Below are 19,276 nucleotides of genomic sequence, written 5' to 3' on the forward strand. Positions count from 1 at the left end.
CGGAAAATTCCGGCGGCGTTGGATTTTTAAATGGCGTACACCCTTTTATTCGGCGGCTTTTTCCTCGCGAATATCGTGGATTTTCTCCACCAGCGGTTGGAGTGCGGTTTTCAATGCTTCCAGCGAGACACCGGTCACCTTGAGGGTCATGGTGCGCGTTTCGCTGGTTTCGCCCAGCACCGCGCCCATGCCGGAGATGTTGCCGCCCAACTGGTAAATAGCGCCGGTGATTTCGTGCAGTTTGCCGGGGGTATCGGGGACTTCTACCGTCACCCGCACACCGGCGGTACGCGCACCCAGCATCTCCAGGAAAATCTTGAACAGGTCGGTTTCGGTGATGATACCCACCAGGCGGTTGTCGCGCAGGACGGGCAAGCCACCGATTTTGTTATCTGCCATGATGCGCGCGGCTTCTTCCACGGTGGTATCCTCAGTGACGGTGATGGGTTCGCGGGTCATGACCCGTTCGACGGTAATGCGCGAAAGTAGATAGTTGATTTCCCAAACGCTCAGTGTGGTGGCTTCAGAGGGAGAAGCGTTCATCAGGTCACTGTCGGTGACGATGCCAATGAGTTTGCCTTTTTTATCCACCACCGGGTAGCGGCGAACTTTGTCCTGACGCATGCGCGCCAGAGCTTCCTGCACCGGCACATCCGGGGTGATGGTCAGGACGGGGTGAGACATGCGTTCTTTTACCAGCATGGCAAAGTTCCTCCTTGCCCTTTCCGGGCGGGGTGAAATGTATCTTTATTGTACCTGAATTATAAAAGACCTGGTATGTTTACCCTCCTACAGTTTCCAGCCAGTGCGCGCTGAAGGCTTCGCCGTCCACTCCCACCGCTACGCGGAAGACTTTTCCGCGCGGATCTTCGACCAGCCTGACCCAGCCCTGTTCCAATTCCACCCGCAGGCGCAGGTCGGCAAAGGTCAGCCCTGACCAGTCGAGCGCGGCGGCGCACGCCAGCGGATCGTGCTGGAAGTTGATGAAATCGGCGGGCAGAGCAGGACAGTCGGGCAGGTAGCGCTCTGCCAGTTGTTCAGTGTGGGCAAAGACGCGCGCCTGATGGGCAATGCACTCGCCCAATGCGCCTGCCCGCTCCAGCCCCGGCAGATGCACATGGCGCAGGGCAGTCTCCGCCGTCACTGCCAGGGGGACGAGGGTGGGGTTGCCGCGCTCAAACACCACCCGCGCCGAGGACGCATCCACCTGCACGTTCCAGTCGGCAGTGAAGTCCCATGCCGGGTATCCCTCTCGCGGCGGGTGGACGAATCCGCCCATCACCGTCAGGTGCGCTTTTGCCAGAATACCCGGCTGGCGCGCTTCCAGCATTGTCAGATGGGTGTACGCGCCAATCGCCACAATGTGCGCGCCATGGCGGATGCTCTCTTCCAGCAGGTCGAGAGCCTGCTCAGGCGGAGTGGGGTACGGAGGGATTTCTCCACGCCAGTAATCCTGTTCATCAGGCAGGGGCTGTTCAAAGCGGTAGCCCTGCCAGCGGGCTTCTATTCCTGCCGCTACGGGGATGTCTTCTCTACCTGCCAGACGCAGGGCATGGCGGACATAGCCCGCGCGTTTGCCGCTGTGTTCCGCCACCGTGGTCACGGCAACTAACTCGGCGCCGGGATGCCGAAGGCAGTACGCCAGCGCGCACAGGTCATCAATGTCACCGCCGAGGTCGGTATCCAGATGAATCTTCTGCTTCATGCCTGCGGTGATTCCAGTTGGAGAGGCTGAATCAAATCCCAGCGGTTGCCGTAGAGGTCTTCGAACACCGCCACCGTGCCGTAAGGCTCATGGCGCGGCTCTTCAAGAAAATGCACCCCCTGCGCCCGCATGGTGTGGTAATCGCGCCAGAAATCGTCGGTGTGCAAGAAGAAGACCACCCGTCCGCCACCCTGTTTACCAACAAAGGCTTGCTGTTCGGGGGTGGCGGCGCGCGCCAGCAGAAGGCAGGTCTCTCCGCCGGGCGGACACACCCGCACCCAGCGCTTTTCGGGGGTCAGCGGGGCATCTTCCACCAGCACAAAGCCCATTTTTTGAGTGAAGAAGGCAATGGCTTCGTCGTAATCGCGCACCAGCAGGGCAATCTGCGCCAGGTGTTGGGGCATGGACAAGCCTTTCTACGCGCTCAATCGCCGTACAAACTGGAAATGAATAAGGTCATCAGAACGATGAGCATCTGCGCGGCGAACAGCCCGCCCAGCACGTAGCCCGCCACTGCCCAGGGACTGGCAGAGACACCCGCGCGCGGAGTCTCCTCGCCTTCTGCCAGGGAGAGGATGGCATTCACCGCCTGGCGTGCGCGCTCTCTCAAATCGCCGGGCAGAGAGGCTCCCCATGCCCAGCCATTGGGCAGGGTAGGCAAGAGCAGGCGTTTGCCGCGGTAGCCTTCCAGCCACAGGCGCAGGGCGGGGGGCGGTTCCAGCGCCAGCGCGGCAGGCAGAACCAGCAGACGCGCCTGCAGGTATTCATCCGAAGGTACGCCGTTGGCGAGCGAATGCACCAACACCGGCAGGCGCGGGGCTTGCTGATGAAGTGCCGCCACCACCTGCTCCGCCAGGGCAGTCTCCCCATCCACTATGAACAGGGTAAGGAAACCGGCGTGCATTTTTCCCAAGGCTTGCAGGGCAGAACGGCTGTCGGCGCGCAGAACCGCCAGATGATATGCCAGCAAAACGGCAAACACCCCCAGCATGCCCAGACGGGTGATCGCCAGCAGTGCCAGGTCGTCCACCGGCTGTCCCAGCAGGTGGGTGATGAGACTGTAAATCAGGTTGCCGCCCGCCAGCATCATCAGCACTACCAGGGCAAAGATGAAGACGTACAGATAGGCACGGCGGATAACCGAACGGCGGGCGCGGTCGCCGCGCTCGTCCAGCAAAAAGGCTTCGCCCTGCAGGTCATTCCACGGGGTGAGCCAAAGCGGCAAGCCAATCGCCAGCCCTGCCAGACTGCTCGCCAGACGGTCGGCGCCGATGAGCAGAGCATCGGGTTGCAGAAGGCGAGTGAACAGGTCGGTGATCAGGCTGACCAGCCCCAGCAGGGTGACTGCCAGACCCAGCGCGGAGAGCAGGGAGCGGTAGAAGCGCTGTAAACCCTCGCGGAGTGGTTGCAGGGGGATGCGGGTCATCTCGGTGTTGAGGCGGTTGCCGTAGTACGCCCACATCACCGCCAAGGGGATGAGCAGAGCCAGCGCACTGCCTTCCCCGGTGATGAAATCGGACAGGCTGAGCGGGCGTCCCAGTACCCATGCCAGCACTGCCGAAAGCACACGGCTTCCCGCCACCAGCGTCCCGGTTACTCCGGCAAAGGTGATGAGGTAAAGGGTCACCAGGCGCAGGACGGAGTCGCGCTCGTGCGGGTCGTCCAGCGCGCCGTCAATGTGCCAGAGGAAGTACATCCACAACGGCACGCCTACCAGCGCCAGCGCCACACTGTTCGCCAGCAGGTACGCGCCGCTCAGCGCATCGCCTTCCAGCAGAGAGAGCAGGTAGCGCACCAGCCCCTGCACTGCCAGCACAGTGAGGATGAGTCCCAGCACCATCCACAGGTAGCGGTAAAAGCGGCGCGCATCGGGCAGGAAACTCTCGGCAGGGGCTTGACGCAGTTCGGCAAACAACAGGCGGGCAAAGAAGACAAAGGCAATCCCGTTGACCACCAGCGCCACCAGATTGTCCAAATCCGATTGGGATGCACCAAACCACACCCCCTGCGGCGAAAGTCCCATGAACTGGGCTGTCCAGCGGTTGAACAGTGCCAGCAGGGCGTAGAGCATCGGCAGAAGCGTCCAGAAGAGGAAGACGTAGAGAAACACCGCGCGGATGCGGCTGAAGCGCTCCTCGGGATCGCGTTGGGCATCGCGCTGCAGGGTGAGCCAGTGGAGCAGGAAAACGGGCAAGCCCACCAGCGTCAGGGCAATGCCGGTGGCGGTGAGGGTGGCTTCGCCCATCCAGCCGCCTTCCAGCACGGTGCGCAACAGGCTCACGCTCCCCCAGATGAGCGCATGCGCCCCCACCAGCGCCAGCGCATAGAAATACAAACGGCGAACGGTACGCATGGCGTCCCCCTCTCAGGGCATGGCGGGTTTGGCAGGTTCGGGCGGATACCACTCATACGCCCAGTAGGGGTACGGCACGGAAGTGATTTTCCATGCCCCACCCTGACGCACCAGCGTGGCGGTTTGTGTATCGCGGAAAGCCGTGGTAAAGGGCTGATTTTGCCCGCGCAACAACTGCACGCTCACGGTGGCTTGATCGCCCTGCACCGATTCTTCCACAATGCGGATGGCGGTGGTGCTTAACTCTCGATACAGGTAGCCTTCCAGCGGAGTGCGGAACTGAGCCAGACTGGGCTTGTTTTCCTGATCTGCCAGATAGGTGTAGGCGCGTTCAAAGTCGCGCTTTTGCATGGCAACGATGTAGTTGCGCAGAACGCCCGAGGGGGTGTCTTCAGCGCCGTAGGTCAAATCGACCCGGCGGATGAAGTACAGGGAGAGGGAAAGAAGGATTAAAACGCCAATCCCCGCCAGAATGGCGGTGAGAAAACGGTCCTGACGCATAAGATTTACCTCCGCAGGTGAACCTGCCGCGACGGGATGAAAAATCCCGGCGCAAGCAGAATTGCCAGAAACGGTCCGGCGACCGGAAGGAAGATTGCCAGCAAGCCCAGGAAGAGATGCGCCTCCCAGCGCAGGGCGCGGCGGCGCAAAAACTCCAGCGCCAGCAAAGCCATCATCGTCATGCCGGTGATCAACCCCAGAATCAACAGGTCACGCGCATCCATGCCTGGTATCCTCCCGAATGAAAACATCCTGAACTGCTTTCATTCTACGAGGTTTTGGCAGAATTACAAGTGAAAGATGCCTGGAGATTCTTACGGGAGAGGCATACAGGCATTTCCGAGGGTTCTGCTGGGAGCATGGCGGACGCCTGCAAACACCGAACCGCGTTCGGAGATTCTTGCACTCCATACGAAAATATGTTAAGATAAATGCAACTCTGAGAAAGAGGGGTCGTTTTAGCGGTGAAAAGGCAAAATGCTCCGTTCGGAGTGTTTTTTATCATTTAAGCACCTGAGAACGAACCACATTTTTGTGAACGAGAAGGAAACCCTATGCCTACTACTCCATTCCTGACCCGTGAAGGATACGCCAAACTGCAAGAGGAACTCGAGTACCTGCGCACCAAGAAACGCGAGGAAATCGCACAACGCCTGCACGAAGCCATGGAAGGCGGCGAACTTATCGAAAACGCCGAGTACGAAGCGGCGAAGAACGAGCAAGCCTTCGTGGAAGGGCGCATCAAAGAACTGGAGTACCTGCTGGCATCGGCGAAGATTATCGAAGAAGGCGGGACACACGGCAACGTTGTTCAGGTAGGTTCCCGCGTGACCATTCAGGAAGAAGGTGCGGAGCCGGAAGTGTACACCATTGTCGGTGCGGCTGAAGCCAACCCGGTACTGGGACGCATTTCCAACGAGTCCCCGCTGGGCAAAGCCCTGATTGGCAAAAAGGCCGGCGATAACGTCCAGGTGGATGCGCCGCAGGGCAGTTTCCGCGTCACCATCCTGAAGGTGGAGTAGGCTTTCCGGGCAGGCTCATTCGCCCCGCCCGACAGGTTGTCTTGCCAGGGCGGGGTTTTTGTTGAAAAAACGAAAGCAAACTGGAACGGAGTGAGGGAGATTTTTCATGAATTTTTCGGAACTGGAACGTATTCGAGTGGAAAAAATTGAGCGCATGCGCGCCCGCGGGATTGAGCCCTACCCCACCCGCGCCGAGGTGAGCCATACCACCGTGCAAGCCATTCAACTCTATGAACAAGCCGAGTCAGCAGGCAGCAGCGACCCCGTGCAGGTTTCGGTGGGGGGACGCCTGCGCGCCATCCGCACCATGGGCAAGGTGACCTTTGCCCATATCGAAGACGGCTGGGGACGCCTGCAGTTGTTTTTCCGCGTCAACGAACTGGGGGAAGCCGAGATGGAGCGCTTCCGCGACGACTTTGACCTGGGCGATTTCATCCAGGCTTCCGGGGTGATGTTCCGCACCCGCTCGGGAGAGATCACCCTGCACGTGCATGCCTTCAAGATGCTTTCCAAAGCCATCACCCCCCTGCCTGCCGCCAAAGATGAAGTGGTGGACGGCAAGGTCATCCGCCACGCCGCATTGACCGACCCCGAAACGCGCTACCGCCAGCGCTACGCCGACCTGGCGGTCAACCCCGAGGTGCGCGAGGTGTTCCGCATCCGCGCCCGCGCCGTCAAAGCCCTGCGCGACTATCTGGACAACATGGGCTTTCTTGAGGTGGAAACTCCCATCCTGCAACCCATCTACGGCGGGGCGGCGGCGCGCCCGTTCGTCACCTACCACAATCAACTCAAGCAGAATCTTTACCTGCGAATTTCCTTCGAACTGTACCTCAAACGCCTGCTGGTGGGTATGCTCGACCGCGTGTACGAAATCGGGCGGGATTTCCGCAACGAAGGCGTGTCTTACAAGCACAACCCCGAGTTCACCCAACTGGAATTCTACATGGCGTACGCCGATTACCTGCAGGTGATGGAAATCACCGAGCAGATGGTGGCGTACGTGGCGCAACAGGTGCTGGGCACAACCACCATCACCTACGAGGGACACACCATTGACCTCACCCCGCCGTGGCGGCGCCTGGAACTGCGCCAGGGCATCCTGGAGACCACCGGCATTGACATTGACCAGCACCCCACCGCCGAGAGTTTGGCAGAAGCCATGCGTGCCAAAGGCATGCAACCCAAGCCCGGTTATTCGCGCGGTAAACTCATCGATTCCCTGCTGGGCGATTACCTCGAGCCAACGCTGATTCAGCCCACTTTCCTCTACAATTACCCGCGCGACATCTCGCCGCTGGCAAAATCCATGCCCGGCAACCCACTCATCACCGAGCGCTTTGAGGGCTACATCGGCGGGATGGAACTGTGCAACGCCTTCACCGAGTTGAACGACCCACTGGATCAGGAACAGCGCTTCCTGGAAATGGGGCGCGATTACAACGCCGACGATGAGGAACGCCATCCCATGGATGAGGATTACCTGCGCGCCATGTCCTACGGCATGCCCCCCTGCGGCGGCTTTGGTATGGGCATTGACCGCCTGGTGATGCTGCTCGCCGACCGCCACACCATCCGCGAGGTCATCCTCTTCCCACACCTGCGCGAGGAAGACCGCCCGGGCGAGAAGAAAGAAGAATAAGGCAATTCAAACCGCCTGCTCGGAAAACAGCCCCACCGGATGAAAAAAAAATCCCGGCGGGGCTGTTATGATGTCTATCGAGGCACACGGAGAGGAATCACCGCGAAGGCGCAAAGAGAAATGAGAGCCTGCGCCGAGCGCGGTTGGCGAACCTGTCGAGACGTCTCGTTCGTTGAAAGAAAATTCTTTCAGGGGGTATCCCAGGGAGCAGCGCCGGAAGGTGCGGCATGCAGACGCTCCAGAATTTCTTCGCGCAGATTGGGCAGATGATCCGCCACTGCCGCCAGCAACCCAAAGCACCCGCTCATCATCATATCCCCAAAGGGAGTAGCAAAGTACGGACGGAGGGTGGAAGCCCGCATCAAACTGCGGCGCGGTCCGGTGACTGCCACCGGCGGGAGTTCTCCGGTATCGTTGGAATGGTACACCAGAGCACCGTGTCCCATATCGCTGAACACCTCTTCATGAGTCAAGGTGCCCTGCGCCAGAGCCGTCAGGTAAGCATCCAGTTTTTCGGGGGTGAGGAAGCCGGTATGGTGCTCAAACACCCCTTCAATGCGCCGTCGTTCGCCAAAGCGGAACGCCAGGGTGTGAAAATTGCCCACATTGACCACCAGGGCATGCTCCCAGCGGCTGACCTGCGGGTCGAAGAGCGCTCCGAGCACGGCGGCAGGGGCGGTATCCATAACCACTACAGGAACACCTGCCATTTGGGCTTGTTCGGCAACGGCTTGCAGGCGGGTCATCTCCGGCGGAACGGCTTGGGCAGGATAAGCAAAGGCGCTCAGGCGATTCTCAACACGGATGCGCCGATCGAGGTAATCGAAGCGGAATTGCCGGTCGGAGACCCCGCGCGGCGCGGCGCCATGATCGAAGACCGCCACCGCTACCGCCGCCAGGTCATCCAGCGAAACCTCATAAGACAGCAGGGTGCGCCTCAGCATTCCAAAGTCAAAATCCTTCATCTCAATGCGCTCCACCCCCTCGGGCAGACGGTACACATCGCTCTCGGTGATGACTCGGACCCCCATGTCCTCGACGGCTTCCAGGTCATCATTGAGGGTTTGCGCGGCAGAAGGGGTGGCGTACACGGTCAGCCCGGCTTTGAGGTGATCCTCTACCGCCCAAGCGCACGGTCCCCCGCCCATGATTTGTCCGTACAACACAATGGCAGAGCGCCTCTGCGTTGCCCGCTGAATACGCCGGCGCAAAATCATGGTCGCCGAAGGCAACACCAATTGCAGGGCGTTCTCCACGTCCAGGTGCGAGTCGAACAGCAGGATATCCTGCGTGCCGGTACCAACATCAACTGCCAGAATTTTCATAGGTTGTCTGGACTATTTCGTGATTTTTTAGATTTTAACATGATTGCATCGGGTTAATCCACACCCTTTTACAACACCGTCCAACCTGGAAGAGATTTGCAAAGGCTTCTTTTTGGGAAGGATTTTCGCCCCCTTTTCCCTTCAAAATGGCTCAAGAGGTATGAGCCCATTGTTGCACCTCTCAAGGGTCAAAAGCATCTGTCACACGGCAGGCAGGGTTGGGAGAGCCGACAGTGGAGACCGCACCCTTCACAAAATTGCAGGCTTCGGTATGGCTCGGCAGGCTCACCAGCCAAGGCTCAGCCAGTGGCAGGCGTACCCCTCGGCAGGCTCGGGGCACGCTGGCTTCGGCATGGCTCAGCCAGCGGCTTCGGCATAACTCAGCCTGCGCCAGACTGTTCCTCTTCCCTTGCCAGGGCTTCGGCAAGGCGCAGGTCTTCGGGGGTGTTGATGTTCAAAAACGCCTGCAGATGGGCATCCAAAAGGCAGATTTCATCCTCAGCGAGGGGCAGGATGCGGGCTTCGCTGTGCCAGGAAATCAGACGCCGCTCGCCGCGCTGAATGGCGCGCTCCACCAGCGGCAGGCAGGTCTCCCGCCGGTAAACGGCATGCAGAGGCTCCCAACCCTCTTCCAGCAAGGGGATGACCGCATCGGCGCCGCTTTCCTGCAGGCGCCGGCAGGCAACCTTCAAAATCTCGGGGCTGACAAAGGGCATATCGCACGCCGCCACCCCCACCAGCGGATTCCCGGCAACCGCCAGCGCGGTATGCAGTCCGCCCAGCGCGCCCACCCCCGGCAGAAGGTCGGAGACCACCTTCACGCCCAGAAACGCCAGCGTTTCCGGCTGACGGGCAACCACGATGATTTCGTCGGCAATTGGCTGGATGCGGCGCAGGACGCGCGCAATTAAAGGCTCGCCCAGAAAGGACAGCAGGGCTTTGTCCTCTCCCATGCGGCGCGATTCGCCGCCCGCCTGAATCACCACCGTGAATCGTTCGTTCACTGTTCCTCTCGCATGCCTCAAAGGGGGCTGTCGCAAAGACACCCCCCATGATTTAACCCTCGCGAGTTCAATGAAGTACGAAACCCATTGATTCCCGCATCCCAAGGGATTGCTTCGACTCTTCGGGTCTCGCAGTGACCATCTTACACCTTCTCCGGCTCTTTCACCAGTTCCACCCGCACCGCCGTCACCTTGAAATCGGGAATCTTGGAGATGGGATCGAGGGCGGCGATGGTCAACTCGTTGGTGGGCGACTCGGGGAAGTGGAAGTTGGCGTGCAGTAAGCCCGGCGGCACGCGGTCGGTGACCCAGGCTTCGGCTTCGATGCTCCCGCGCCGCGAGGTGAGGCGCAGACGGCGGTTGCCGTTGACACCCAGCGCCTCGGCGTCTTCCGGGCTGATCTCCACTAGCGGGCGGTCGTAAATTGCCATCAGGGTTTCGGCGCGGCGGGTCATCTCGCCGCCGTGCCAGTGGTACAGCACGCGCCCGGTGGTCAGAATCATCGGGAACTGTCCATCGGGCTGGTCGGCGGGCGGGACGTGTACCGTGGGATGGAACTTGCCCCTGCCGCGGGTGAACTGCCCCACGTGCAGGATGGGCGTGCCGGGGTGATCCTTCCCGCGTACAGGCCATTGCAGGCTCTCGCCGCGATCCAGGCGCTCGTAGTCCACGCCGGCGTAGATGGGCGTGACCGCCGCCACTTCGTCCATGATTTGAGCGGGAGAGGTGTACTCCCAGCCGGCAAAGGGCGCGCTGGCATCAATCTTACGGTTGCCGCGCTGAAGGATGCGCTTTGCCAGGCCGCTCAGGATGATCCAGTCGGGGCGGGCTTCGCCGATGGGGTCAATGGCTTGGCGCACGCGCTGGATGCGCCGCTCGGTGTTGGTGAAGGTGCCGTCCTTCTCGGCAAAGGTCACCGCCGGTAACAGCACATCGGCATAGACCGAGGTTTCGGAAGGGAAGATTTCTATCAGCGCCATGAAGTCCAGGCGTTCCAGGCAGTGGCGCACGTGATTGGAGTCGGGATCGCTCATCACCGGATTTTCGCCCATAATGAGCATGGCTTTGATTTTGCCCTCGCACGCCGCCGGAATCATCTCGGTAACGGTCATGCCCAGATTGGGCGAGAGGCTGGCGCCCCAGGCTTGCTCAAAGCGCTGGCGGGCTTCATCGAGGGTAACCTTCTGATAGCCGGGGTACACATCGGGCAGACCGCCCATATCGCAGGCGCCCTGCACGTTGTTCTGTCCGCGCAGAGGGTTGACACCGCCGCCGGGGATGCCCATGTTGCCCAACAGCATCTGCAGGTTTGCCAGCGAAAGCACATTCTGCACGCCGACAATGTGCTGGGTGATGCCCATCGCCCAGATGACCGCCATGGGCTTGTGCGTACCCATAATCTCCGCCGCCGCGTAGAGTTGCTCCACCGGCACACCGGTGATTTCGGCAACCTTTTCGGGCGGGTAGTCTTTGAGATTCTCGCGGAAGGCATCGAAGTTCTCGGTACGCTCGGCGATAAAGGCTTCATCCGCCCAGCCTTTTTCGAGGATGATGTACATCAAGCCGTTCAGCAGGGCAATATCGGTACCGGGGCGCTGTTGCAGATGCAGGGTGGCAAACTCGCACAGATCAATCCTGCGCGGGTCGGCAACGATGAGTTTCACCCCGCGGCGCAGAACCGCCTGACGGAGCATGGTGCCGAACACGGGATGCTGTTCGGTGGTATTCGAACCAATCACAAACAGGGCCTGCGACTGCTCGGCAACGTCTTTCATGGTGTTGCTCATCGCGCCGGAGCCGTACGCCAGTGCCAGCCCGGCGACCGTGCTGGAGTGGCACAGGCGGGCGCAGTGGTCAATGTTGTTGGTGCCGATGACCTGGCGCGCCAGTTTGTTCATCAGGTAATTCTCTTCGTTGGTGCATTTTGCCGAAGCCAGAATACCCACGCTGTCGGCGCCAAACTGCAGACGAGCATCATCCAGTTTTTGTGCCGTCAGGTTGAGCGCGGTGTCCCAATCCACTTCCACCCAGGGTCCGCGGTCGGCGCCTGCCGGGCGGGGCTTGCCTTCCAGCAGGTACTGGCGCACCAGCGGGCGCGTCAGCCGCTGAGGATGATGCACAAACTGATAGCCGTAGCGCCCCTTGACGCACAGGCGCATGCCGTTGACCGGCGCGTTGGGGTTGGACGTGACGCGCAGAATTTTGCCGTCTTTCACGTTCAGGTCAAACTGACAGCCTACCCCGCAGTAGGTGCAGGTGGTGGTGACCACTTTTTCGGCTTTGCCCTTGCCTACCGAAGGCTTGTTGTCCAGCGCACCGGTGGGGCAGTACGCCACGCAGGCGCCGCAGGACTCACAGCGCGCTTCCAGCAATGGCTCACCCGAGCCTGCCACGATGTGCGAATCAAACCCGCGCTCGGCTAATCCCCACACGAAGCGTCCCTGCACTTCGGCACAGGCGCGGATACAGCGGGTGCACAGGATGCACTTGTTCAGATCCACCCAGATTGCCGGGCTGGGGTCGCTGTTGATTTCAAAGCGCGGGGCTTTGGCTTGCAAGTACTTGACGTCCAGACCATGCGCGCTTGCCCAGTGTTCCAGTTCGTTAAAGCGCCCATCATTGGCGGCATACCCGGCGTCGTGGTAGTTGGAGAGCAGAAGTTCCAGCACCATGCGGCGGCTGGCTTCCAGACCGGGCGATTGGGTTTTGACCTCCATGCCTTCGCTCACCGTCAGCGTGCAGGATGCCAGCGGAGTGCGCGCCCCCTTGACCTCCACCACGCACAGACGGCATCCGCCGTAGGGGCTTAAGTCCTTGTGGTAGCACAACGTGGGGATGGTTATCCCCAGTTGCTCGGCGGCTTCCAGCACGGTGGTGCCTTCGGGCACCTGAATGGTTTTCCCGTCAATGGTCAGGGTCACCATCATTACACCTCCATTCTAACCTTTATGTCCGCGCAGATAGACGAACCAGTACACCAGCCCCACCAGCACCCCGCCGCCGATGATATTGCCGAGGGTCACGGGGATGAGGTTGTTGACGAAGAAATTGCCCCAGGTCAGCGCGGTGAAACTGCCAGCCGTCTTGCCGGCTTCTTCCAGCGCTTTCAACCCCCAGAAGGATGCCGGCGCCCAGTTTTTGATGAACAATCCCAGCGGAATGAAGTACATGTTGGCAATGCTGTGTTCAAACCCCGCGGCGACGAAGGCGGTAATGGGCGGCAGGATGGCGAGGATTTTATCAGTGGTGGTGCGGGCGCTGTAGGTCAGCCAGACCGCCAGGCACACCAGCGCATTGCATAAAATACCCAGCGCCACGGCAGGCACAAACTCCAGCGCCGATTTGCTGTTGGCGATGTTCAGCGCCGTCAGCCCCACCACGCCGTTGCCGAAGGTGTACTGCTTGCTGAGGAAGACCAGTCCCGCCGTCGCCAGCGAGCCGACAAAATTACCCAGGTACACCACCAGCCAGTTGCGCAGTAACGCGCCGAACGAAACCTTGCCGTTGGCAAACGCCATGAGGATGAGCACATTGCCGGTAAAGAGTTCTGCGCCGCCCACCACCACCAGCGTCAGCCCCAGCGAGAAAGCCAACCCCGCCAGCAAACGGGTTACGCCGTAAGGCAGGGTAGAGCCAGCGGAGACAGTGGTGGAAAAGATGGCGCCCATGGCGATAAACGCGCCCGCCAGCACTGCCAGCGCAAACATGGAAAGCAAATCCAGACTGGCTTTTTTGACGCCGATAGCCTCGGCTTTCTTTGCCATTTCAGGGGGCAGTAAGGCATCCAGACTGATCTCGCCGTTCGTCAACATAAGGGAAAAGACTCCTTTAAGATTTGGATAAATCGGGTAATGATTTGCAACTATATCTCCATAAAAGTTTAACGAAAGAATCCAGAAAAGCAAACAGGAAAATGTCATAAAAGGGCAAGGAAAAGTGTAACAGGGAAAATCCATAAAAAGGGTGATGAGAAAGTCCTCTGGAGCCTGGCGATCCTTATGATTTCTGTGGCAGAAGGGGTGGTCTTCCTGATGGGGGGCGGAAGGCTGGTTAGCAAAGTCATCCCCTCCCTGATAATGGGAGGGGATGATCCATTCAATCGTATTCCACAGGCAGCATTTACTCCACCCAGAGCATCACCTCGCGCAGGAATTTCTCCAGCGCACTCTCTTTGGGATAGATGGATTTCACTTTTCGACACAGTACCTTGAGTTCGACGGCGTTCAGGATTTTCAAGCGGTCATAGATATCCTGCTTGGCGTTGCGGATGCCCTGCGAATTTTGAGAGTAGCGGGAACTTTCCTCAAGCCCTCTGGCAAAATTTTCTCCCAATTCTTCCAGAAGGTGCTGAATCTCCTTGTCTTGTTGCACGGCAGTGAACTCTTTTCGTCTGTTGCGGTCCAATTGTTTCAAGACGTGAAAATTCACCACCCCCTTGAGAGTATACAGTTTTCCCGCCCACACCCAGATTTCGGGATTAATTTCTCCCGTTTCGGGTTTGGGAATAAGTTTTTCCACTCTTTGAATGGCTTCTTTCAACTCCTCAGAAATTATTTCATTTTCCTTCAGACGGTAGTACTCCAGCCACGCCAGGTTGACCAGGCTGTCCAGTTCTTTGTGCAGTAATTTTTCCTCCTGTGCCAGACGGATTGCCCTCTCAAACGCTTTACGGCTTTCGGCAACCAATCGTTCCACCGAATCCGCCGGGTCGGGATGGATACGGCTGACGAGCAGTTTTACCCAATCGCGCGTAGCACAGCCGATTTCCATCCAGGCTTCGATCAGACGGGCTTTTTCGCCAACTTCTTCGAAAGCGTCGCGGGCTTCGCAGGCGTGGTCGCGCGCCTGGCGGAGCAACTCTTTTTTCTCCGAGAAAGTAAGCAGATCACTGCGCGCAGAACGGCGCTTGGCTTCCGCCAGATTGCGGCAGGACATCCCCACCATGCGGGGAAACCCCAGGGCGCGCGAGAGCGCCAACGCGCGGGTTGCCAGTTCGATGGCTTCTGCCAGCGAATAGCCCTCCATAATTTTGGCTCTGGAAAGCGCATTGAGGTCAAAACACATTGAGGCATACGCGCTTAACTCCTGATGCAGATTCATAGCATCCTGAATCAGGCGATATGCAGTATCCCAATTACCCTGGGCGGCCTGGGTGTACCCCAAATCATTCATGGCAGTGGCAAGATTCACCTGCAAGTTAATCTGCCGCAACAGGGCAATGGCTTTCTGGTATCCGGGGATACTTTCTGTCAGATGCCCTCTCATGCGCATCAGGTAGGCCCTGGCAAACATCGCCCGCGCCTGATAGGCTTTCAAATACCAAACTTCAACAGAGGTGAAGCGCTCCTTGAGCCGCTCGGCAGATTCATCCACTCCCTGGCTCCATCCCGTCTGGAATTCCTCCGGGAAGACTCCAAAGGCTTTCTGGAAGTATTCCTCTGCTTTTGCCGAATCCTCCAGCGTGCCTCTTCCGCTATAAATATCCCCCAGCACAGTGTAGAGCGCCAGCAGGGCAATGGGCAGGTGTTCCTGCCAGCCCTGTTCCAAGGCTACGCGCTCCAGTTGCTGACGCAATGCCTCCAAACGTTCATTCTCCCCGGCGATGGACAGGTGGTAGAGTTCATGAATTTGCAAAAGCGTCTGGAACAGTTCTTTCGAAAAGGCACCCCCAAGACGTTTATCGTCGGCATGGGAAAAGTAAGTGCTCAAGAAATCCCACAATTCGGCTTGCAGTTGCAAATCCATCCAGACGTCGCGGGCACGCAGGGCTTCCTGGGAGAAGCGAAAGAAATGACGCAGTCCGCGTTCAAAGTCATAGTGCAGGAAGTAAAATAGTTTAAACCCCAACCATTTGCGGCGGGCGCTGTAGGCTTCTGCCAGTTCCGTAAACTTCAGCGTCTCCGAAGTGGCTTTAAGCACCGGGGCAAACAGTTCATCGAGTTGTTGTCTCACCCGATTCAAGCGTTTTTCCACATCATCCTTAATCGCCGCAAAGGCTCGGCTTGCTGGAACGGCATCGTCTGGGGTGTCAAAGACCTGCCGGCGCACCAGCGCGTACATCTCGTCGTGCAGGAAATAGGTTTCATCCACCCGCGCTTTGATGAAAGTGAACTTTTTAATTTTTTGCAAACGTTCCCGGGCTTCGTTTTCCGGGATATTCAGCAATTTTGCCAGCAGAGGGGCATCCACACCGCGGGGAGCGCGCCCAATGGCGGTAATCGTCTCGCCCAATTCGCCGCTCTCCATAAACCGCCGCACCAACTGCTCTTCCAGATCCCTGCGCTCAGCCTGCCCGGCGGACTCCAGTACGGGGGGCAACTGCCCGCGTTCGGCAACCGAGAAGTAATCTGCCAGCAGCGAGAGCAAAATCGGGCGCCCTTCCGAAAGTCTGCACACTCGCTCAACGACCTCCTCCGGCAGGCTGGCTAACCGGTCAGCGACGAAATGCTCTCCCAGGGTTCGAAGATGCCGCTCCAGCGCCTGGAGATACTCGCGGCTCTCCTGAAGCGATAACGCCCCAATGTGAAATGCCTGCTCTTTTGGAAGAGCGTAAGCCTCGCGAAACAAACGCCACACGGCATCGGCGCGTTGGCGCCCGGCAAAAATCAAGGTCAGGTTTTTCCACCGCCCCACACAATCTTTCAACCAGGGGATGACAACGGCAAGGCGAGGTTCGCCCTGTTCTCCTGCCGGGTACACCGCACGCTCCACGGTGTCCAGCATCAACACCACACGGCGCTCTCCGCACAGCGCCTGCATGCCTTTCTCAAAGGCTTGCTGTACCCGGTTTTGTTGTTCGGTGAGTTTGCCCTCCTGATGCACGCGCAACTGGTTAAGCATCCGGTAGGCTTTCTCGTACTCATCAAAAGAAGACTTGACCTCCTCAGGAAGCAAACGCACCACTTCTTTCATGAAGCCTTCCAGGGTGTGCAGTTCCACATGATACAGATCCAGCAGGGTTTCCAGGGCAACCACCTCCGGTTCATTACGGAGGGTATCCAGCACGTGCTGAAGCAGACGGGTTTTTCCCAACCCGCCCTCGCCGGACAGATACAGCACATGCAAGGTCTGGCTGGGGTCACGAATTGCCCGGAAAACCGCTTCCAGAACCTGTTGCCGTCCAATCAGTTCGGGGATGTTTACCGCCCCGGTAGCTTGCCGACTCCATTCGTGGTTCATCTTTCCTCCCTGGTCCTGCGCTGAGCATGAATTTATCAACTCGGAGAATGTACTGCCGAAGTTGGGTTGCTTTTCTGTTCTTTTCCCATTGCCTCTCGGTAAAAGAGAATCTTTTCGTCCAGATATTTCTGGTAGTTCTTAAACGCCGGTTTGTCTCTCAAATCCTCATAGTAGTCAATCATGCACTGGTTCAGGCGCTCCCATTCTTCGGGGTTGCACGCCTTCATGTACTCTTGCAAAATTTCCTGTAAAGGCTGGTCCATAACAAATTTGCTTTTCTCCCAGCGAACCAGCGAAACCCTCAGCAATTCATCGCGGATACGGCGCACCTCGTCAAGTGGAACTTTCTGCCCGTCTTTTTCAAGCAGGTATGCCATCTCTTCCTCGCGAAATCCATCCAGCACGCTGAGGCGCTCAAGCACCCTGCGCAAGTGCTCCCGCCGGGATTCTGGGATGACTTCGAGCAACAGGGCCACCGCTTTCTTTAAACCCTCTTCTTTCGTTTGGGTTTGTACCAGCGTTTGGGACAGAAGCGGAATCCCTTTGCCCAATTCTGCCACCCATTTGACACGGTTTTCAAGCTCCTTCTCAGCCACCCTCATAAATTTATTCAATTGATCGCGAAGACTGTCTTCATTAAACAGTGCAAGAGAACTCACAACTGCCCGGCTGGTTTCAGGGATTTTCCACGGATAGGGCCTGCCGCGTCCGCTTGCCCACAGGTACGCATTGGGAAGCGCCATGAAGCGCATCAGGAAAACATTCTCCAAAAGTTCCACGAACTCCCAGCGGCATTCGTACACCGAATCCAGCAACAGCCAGTAGCGGGTAAATTCGTCGCCTTCCACGTGCCGCAGGATGCGGTCGCTGATTTCTTCCAGTGCCGGCTCATGCGGTAATTGCACCCCCAGACCCTCAGCCATCCACCGCAGAAGTTCTTGAAGGGTTTGTTTCAGATCCGCATTTTCCAGGGAAGGGACGCAGTACTCCCTCTCAGAAGACTTTGCCCATGAGGGCGGCACCATCAGCACAAGCAGAGATTTTACCCGTTCAGACTTTGTCAAAACAGTGCGGTGCAGGTGCAGAGCCAGCCAGGTTTTACCCATGCCGCGTTCCCCCTCCACCAGAATGACCCGGCTGCCTGCTTTTTCATGACCTGTAAGCATGTTCCTGACGAGGTCAAGTTCACCCTTGCGGTCAACGAAATAATCTGGTTGATATTCCATGACATTTCCATTACCCGGCAACGATGTTTCCTTGTTCTCTGTCATGACTTCTCCTCCATTCCCGAATTCCTTCCTCCTGATTCTTGCAATCATTACCTCCATGACTGAATCTCCGTTCGGTTAGCAAAGATTTCGTACTGTTGCCGATAGCGCCTCCCAGCCCATTCCACGTCCTCCTGCTCCAGACGTTTGAGCGGGTGAAAATGCTCCATCCTCTGGGTATAGGCATTGAGCAACTCGCTGACCAGCGTCAATGCCTCGCGGGGTAGCAAGCGGTGTTCAGGAAGCATCGAGACCAGGATGCGCTCCACTTCTTCATAACACAACGGAGGAGCCGCGACAGAAGCAAACGAGTCGAAGGCTCCTCCGGTAGCCACGCGAATACGCGCCTGAAGTAATTCAATCAGGTCGCTGACTTGCCAGCGGATGAAAAGGGGCGGGAACTGGTTAAGGACTTCCCGGAGATCTTCTTCCAACACCTCATGAACTTCTTCCGGAAGAAAGGCTTTCAGGAAAATGTCCTGTTCTCCCCACTCGGGAATGCGCCGCAACAACGGTTTCAGAACCTTACGGGCATCCAGGCGCTGGTATGCGGTCATCCCATCCACGCCATCCATCAAAATAAAAATTCCGGGGAATCCCAATACCTCCCGAATCAAAAAAAGTTCCTGTTCGAAGGCTTCCAGGGAAGAGGAAAACGGCGCAGTGCTCTTCTCTCCCTTCAGGGCTTTTTCCCATTCCCTCAGAAAGGCTTCCAGCAGGGCAAAATCCGGCTGATGATTCAACACAAAGGCATTGCCCGCGTGGACTGCCGCCGTGTTGGGGTTTTTGGTTTCGCGAATCACCTCAAGGTACCAGCGCGTTTCCGGGGCAACGTGGTCTATGAACTGCGCAAGGGCGGCTCGTTGAGCAGGCGGGCAGTGGTGGAGAAACAGCACCGGGAAATAGCAAGACCCGAAGAAAAGGGAGCGCGCGCCCATGCGTACCATTTGAGACAGGTGCTGTTGGTACAGTTCCTCCTCCGAAAGTTGGGCTAACGATGCCAGGGTGTGAAATTCCCAGCAGTCAGGGAGGGAGTAATGCAAAGCAAAGGGACGCTGTCCCTGCCCGCCCGTCCAGCAGGTGCGATACAGGTAAAGGCGCAGGGCTGTCTTTCCTCCGCCGGGAGGCGAAAAGACCACGTGGGGCTGTTCGGCGAGCACGGCAGACCAGTCACGGTGTCCCACCAGATAGCGGTGCAGATGGACATCCTGCGAGGCTTCCAGATGCTCGAAGGGATCAAAGGCAAATCCCCAATCCTCCATCCATGGTTTCTTCAT

The 19,276-nt window shown here is 58.3% G+C and carries 16 protein-coding genes; 2 read left to right on the top strand and 14 right to left on the bottom strand.

Annotated elements, in window-relative coordinates:
- Positions 1-45: 45 nt before the first annotated feature.
- The 6 genes from ANT_RS14870 to ANT_RS14895 all read right to left on the bottom strand — a co-directional run bounded on the left by ANT_RS14870 (position 46) and on the right by ANT_RS14895 (position 4,783).
- Positions 46-702: a CBS and ACT domain-containing protein gene (locus tag ANT_RS14870; RefSeq protein WP_013561352.1), complete on the bottom strand. Its 657-nt coding sequence runs from the start codon at positions 700-702 to the stop codon at positions 46-48.
- A gap of 79 nt (positions 703-781) precedes the next feature.
- Entirely contained in the window at positions 782-1,705 is a 924-nt protein-coding gene (locus ANT_RS14875) for a nucleoside hydrolase (protein ID WP_013561353.1), read from the bottom strand.
- On the bottom strand, positions 1,702-2,109 hold the full coding sequence (locus tag ANT_RS14880) for a VOC family protein (RefSeq protein ID WP_013561354.1): 408 nt from the start codon (positions 2,107-2,109) through the stop codon (positions 1,702-1,704). Before ANT_RS14880 ends, ANT_RS14875 begins: the two co-directional genes overlap by 4 nt.
- A 20-nt stretch (positions 2,110-2,129) precedes the next feature.
- The gene (locus tag ANT_RS14885) at positions 2,130-4,058 is read right to left on the bottom strand and encodes a DUF5671 domain-containing protein (RefSeq protein ID WP_013561355.1); all 1,929 of its coding nucleotides are present in this window, start codon (positions 4,056-4,058) and stop codon (positions 2,130-2,132) included.
- Between the two features lie 12 nt (positions 4,059-4,070).
- Complete coding sequence (locus tag ANT_RS14890) at positions 4,071-4,559, bottom strand: nuclear transport factor 2 family protein (RefSeq protein ID WP_013561356.1); 489 nt, start codon at positions 4,557-4,559, stop codon at positions 4,071-4,073.
- A 5-nt stretch (positions 4,560-4,564) separates the two neighbouring features.
- Entirely contained in the window at positions 4,565-4,783 is a 219-nt protein-coding gene (locus ANT_RS14895) for a hypothetical protein (RefSeq protein ID WP_013561357.1), read from the bottom strand.
- Positions 4,784-5,113: 330 nt separating this feature from the next.
- Here ANT_RS14895 and greA point away from each other — a divergent pair, with 330 nt between their 5' ends.
- A complete protein-coding gene (gene greA / locus ANT_RS14900) occupies positions 5,114-5,581 on the top strand; it encodes a transcription elongation factor GreA (protein ID WP_013561358.1) in 468 nt (155 codons plus the stop codon).
- A 106-nt stretch (positions 5,582-5,687) separates the two neighbouring features.
- Positions 5,688-7,223: a lysine--tRNA ligase gene (lysS, locus tag ANT_RS14905; protein WP_013561359.1), complete on the top strand. Its 1,536-nt coding sequence runs from the start codon at positions 5,688-5,690 to the stop codon at positions 7,221-7,223.
- A gap of 188 nt (positions 7,224-7,411) precedes the next feature.
- Here the strand turns inward: lysS and ANT_RS14910 are convergent, their stop codons facing one another.
- The 8 genes from ANT_RS14910 to ANT_RS14940 form a co-directional block, all read right to left on the bottom strand.
- On the bottom strand, positions 7,412-8,548 hold the full coding sequence (locus tag ANT_RS14910; protein ID WP_013561360.1) for a DUF1786 domain-containing protein: 1,137 nt from the start codon (positions 8,546-8,548) through the stop codon (positions 7,412-7,414).
- Between the two features lie 181 nt (positions 8,549-8,729).
- On the bottom strand, positions 8,730-8,975 hold the full coding sequence (locus ANT_RS17505) for a hypothetical protein (protein WP_155818177.1): 246 nt from the start codon (positions 8,973-8,975) through the stop codon (positions 8,730-8,732).
- Positions 8,929-9,552: a molybdenum cofactor guanylyltransferase gene (gene mobA, locus ANT_RS14915; protein WP_013561361.1), complete on the bottom strand. Its 624-nt coding sequence runs from the start codon at positions 9,550-9,552 to the stop codon at positions 8,929-8,931. The genes ANT_RS17505 and mobA overlap by 47 nt, the downstream gene beginning before the upstream one ends.
- A gap of 143 nt (positions 9,553-9,695) precedes the next feature.
- On the bottom strand, positions 9,696-12,479 hold the full coding sequence (fdhF, locus tag ANT_RS14920) for a formate dehydrogenase subunit alpha (protein ID WP_013561362.1): 2,784 nt from the start codon (positions 12,477-12,479) through the stop codon (positions 9,696-9,698).
- A gap of 12 nt (positions 12,480-12,491) precedes the next feature.
- Complete coding sequence (gene focA / locus ANT_RS14925; protein ID WP_013561363.1) at positions 12,492-13,364, bottom strand: formate transporter FocA; 873 nt, start codon at positions 13,362-13,364, stop codon at positions 12,492-12,494.
- Between the two features lie 307 nt (positions 13,365-13,671).
- A complete protein-coding gene (locus tag ANT_RS14930) occupies positions 13,672-16,731 on the bottom strand; it encodes an ATP-binding protein (RefSeq protein ID WP_013561364.1) in 3,060 nt (1,019 codons plus the stop codon).
- A 35-nt stretch (positions 16,732-16,766) separates the two neighbouring features.
- A complete protein-coding gene (locus tag ANT_RS14935) occupies positions 16,767-18,002 on the bottom strand; it encodes a P-loop NTPase family protein (RefSeq protein ID WP_041455085.1) in 1,236 nt (411 codons plus the stop codon).
- A 47-nt stretch (positions 18,003-18,049) separates the two neighbouring features.
- Positions 18,050-19,276, bottom strand: a complete 1,227-nt coding sequence (locus tag ANT_RS14940) for a hypothetical protein (protein ID WP_013561366.1) — start codon at positions 19,274-19,276, stop codon at positions 18,050-18,052.

The sequence above is a fragment of the Anaerolinea thermophila UNI-1 genome, from assembly GCF_000199675.1.
In the GTDB taxonomy this organism is placed as follows: Bacteria; Chloroflexota; Anaerolineae; order Anaerolineales; family Anaerolineaceae; genus Anaerolinea; species Anaerolinea thermophila.

What these genes read in the sequence shown, in the direction of transcription:
- ANT_RS14870 (WP_013561352.1), bottom strand. Translation starts at nt 702, where the DNA reads ATGCTGGTAAAAGAACGCATGTCTCACCCCGTCCTGACCATCACCCCG.
- ANT_RS14875 (WP_013561353.1), bottom strand. Translation starts at nt 1,705, where the DNA reads ATGAAGCAGAAGATTCATCTGGATACCGACCTCGGCGGTGACATTGAT.
- ANT_RS14880 (WP_013561354.1), bottom strand. Translation starts at nt 2,109, where the DNA reads ATGCCCCAACACCTGGCGCAGATTGCCCTGCTGGTGCGCGATTACGAC.
- ANT_RS14885 (WP_013561355.1), bottom strand. Translation starts at nt 4,058, where the DNA reads ATGCGTACCGTTCGCCGTTTGTATTTCTATGCGCTGGCGCTGGTGGGG.
- ANT_RS14890 (WP_013561356.1), bottom strand. Translation starts at nt 4,559, where the DNA reads ATGCGTCAGGACCGTTTTCTCACCGCCATTCTGGCGGGGATTGGCGTT.
- ANT_RS14895 (WP_013561357.1), bottom strand. Translation starts at nt 4,783, where the DNA reads ATGGATGCGCGTGACCTGTTGATTCTGGGGTTGATCACCGGCATGACG.
- greA (WP_013561358.1), top strand. Translation starts at nt 5,114, where the DNA reads ATGCCTACTACTCCATTCCTGACCCGTGAAGGATACGCCAAACTGCAA.
- lysS (WP_013561359.1), top strand. Translation starts at nt 5,688, where the DNA reads ATGAATTTTTCGGAACTGGAACGTATTCGAGTGGAAAAAATTGAGCGC.
- ANT_RS14910 (WP_013561360.1), bottom strand. Translation starts at nt 8,548, where the DNA reads ATGAAAATTCTGGCAGTTGATGTTGGTACCGGCACGCAGGATATCCTG.
- fdhF (WP_013561362.1), bottom strand. Translation starts at nt 12,479, where the DNA reads ATGATGGTGACCCTGACCATTGACGGGAAAACCATTCAGGTGCCCGAA.
- focA (WP_013561363.1), bottom strand. Translation starts at nt 13,364, where the DNA reads ATGTTGACGAACGGCGAGATCAGTCTGGATGCCTTACTGCCCCCTGAA.
- ANT_RS14930 (WP_013561364.1), bottom strand. Translation starts at nt 16,731, where the DNA reads ATGAACCACGAATGGAGTCGGCAAGCTACCGGGGCGGTAAACATCCCC.
- ANT_RS14935 (WP_041455085.1), bottom strand. Translation starts at nt 18,002, where the DNA reads ATGACAGAGAACAAGGAAACATCGTTGCCGGGTAATGGAAATGTCATG.
- ANT_RS14940 (WP_013561366.1), bottom strand. Translation starts at nt 19,276, where the DNA reads ATGAAGAAACCATGGATGGAGGATTGGGGATTTGCCTTTGATCCCTTC.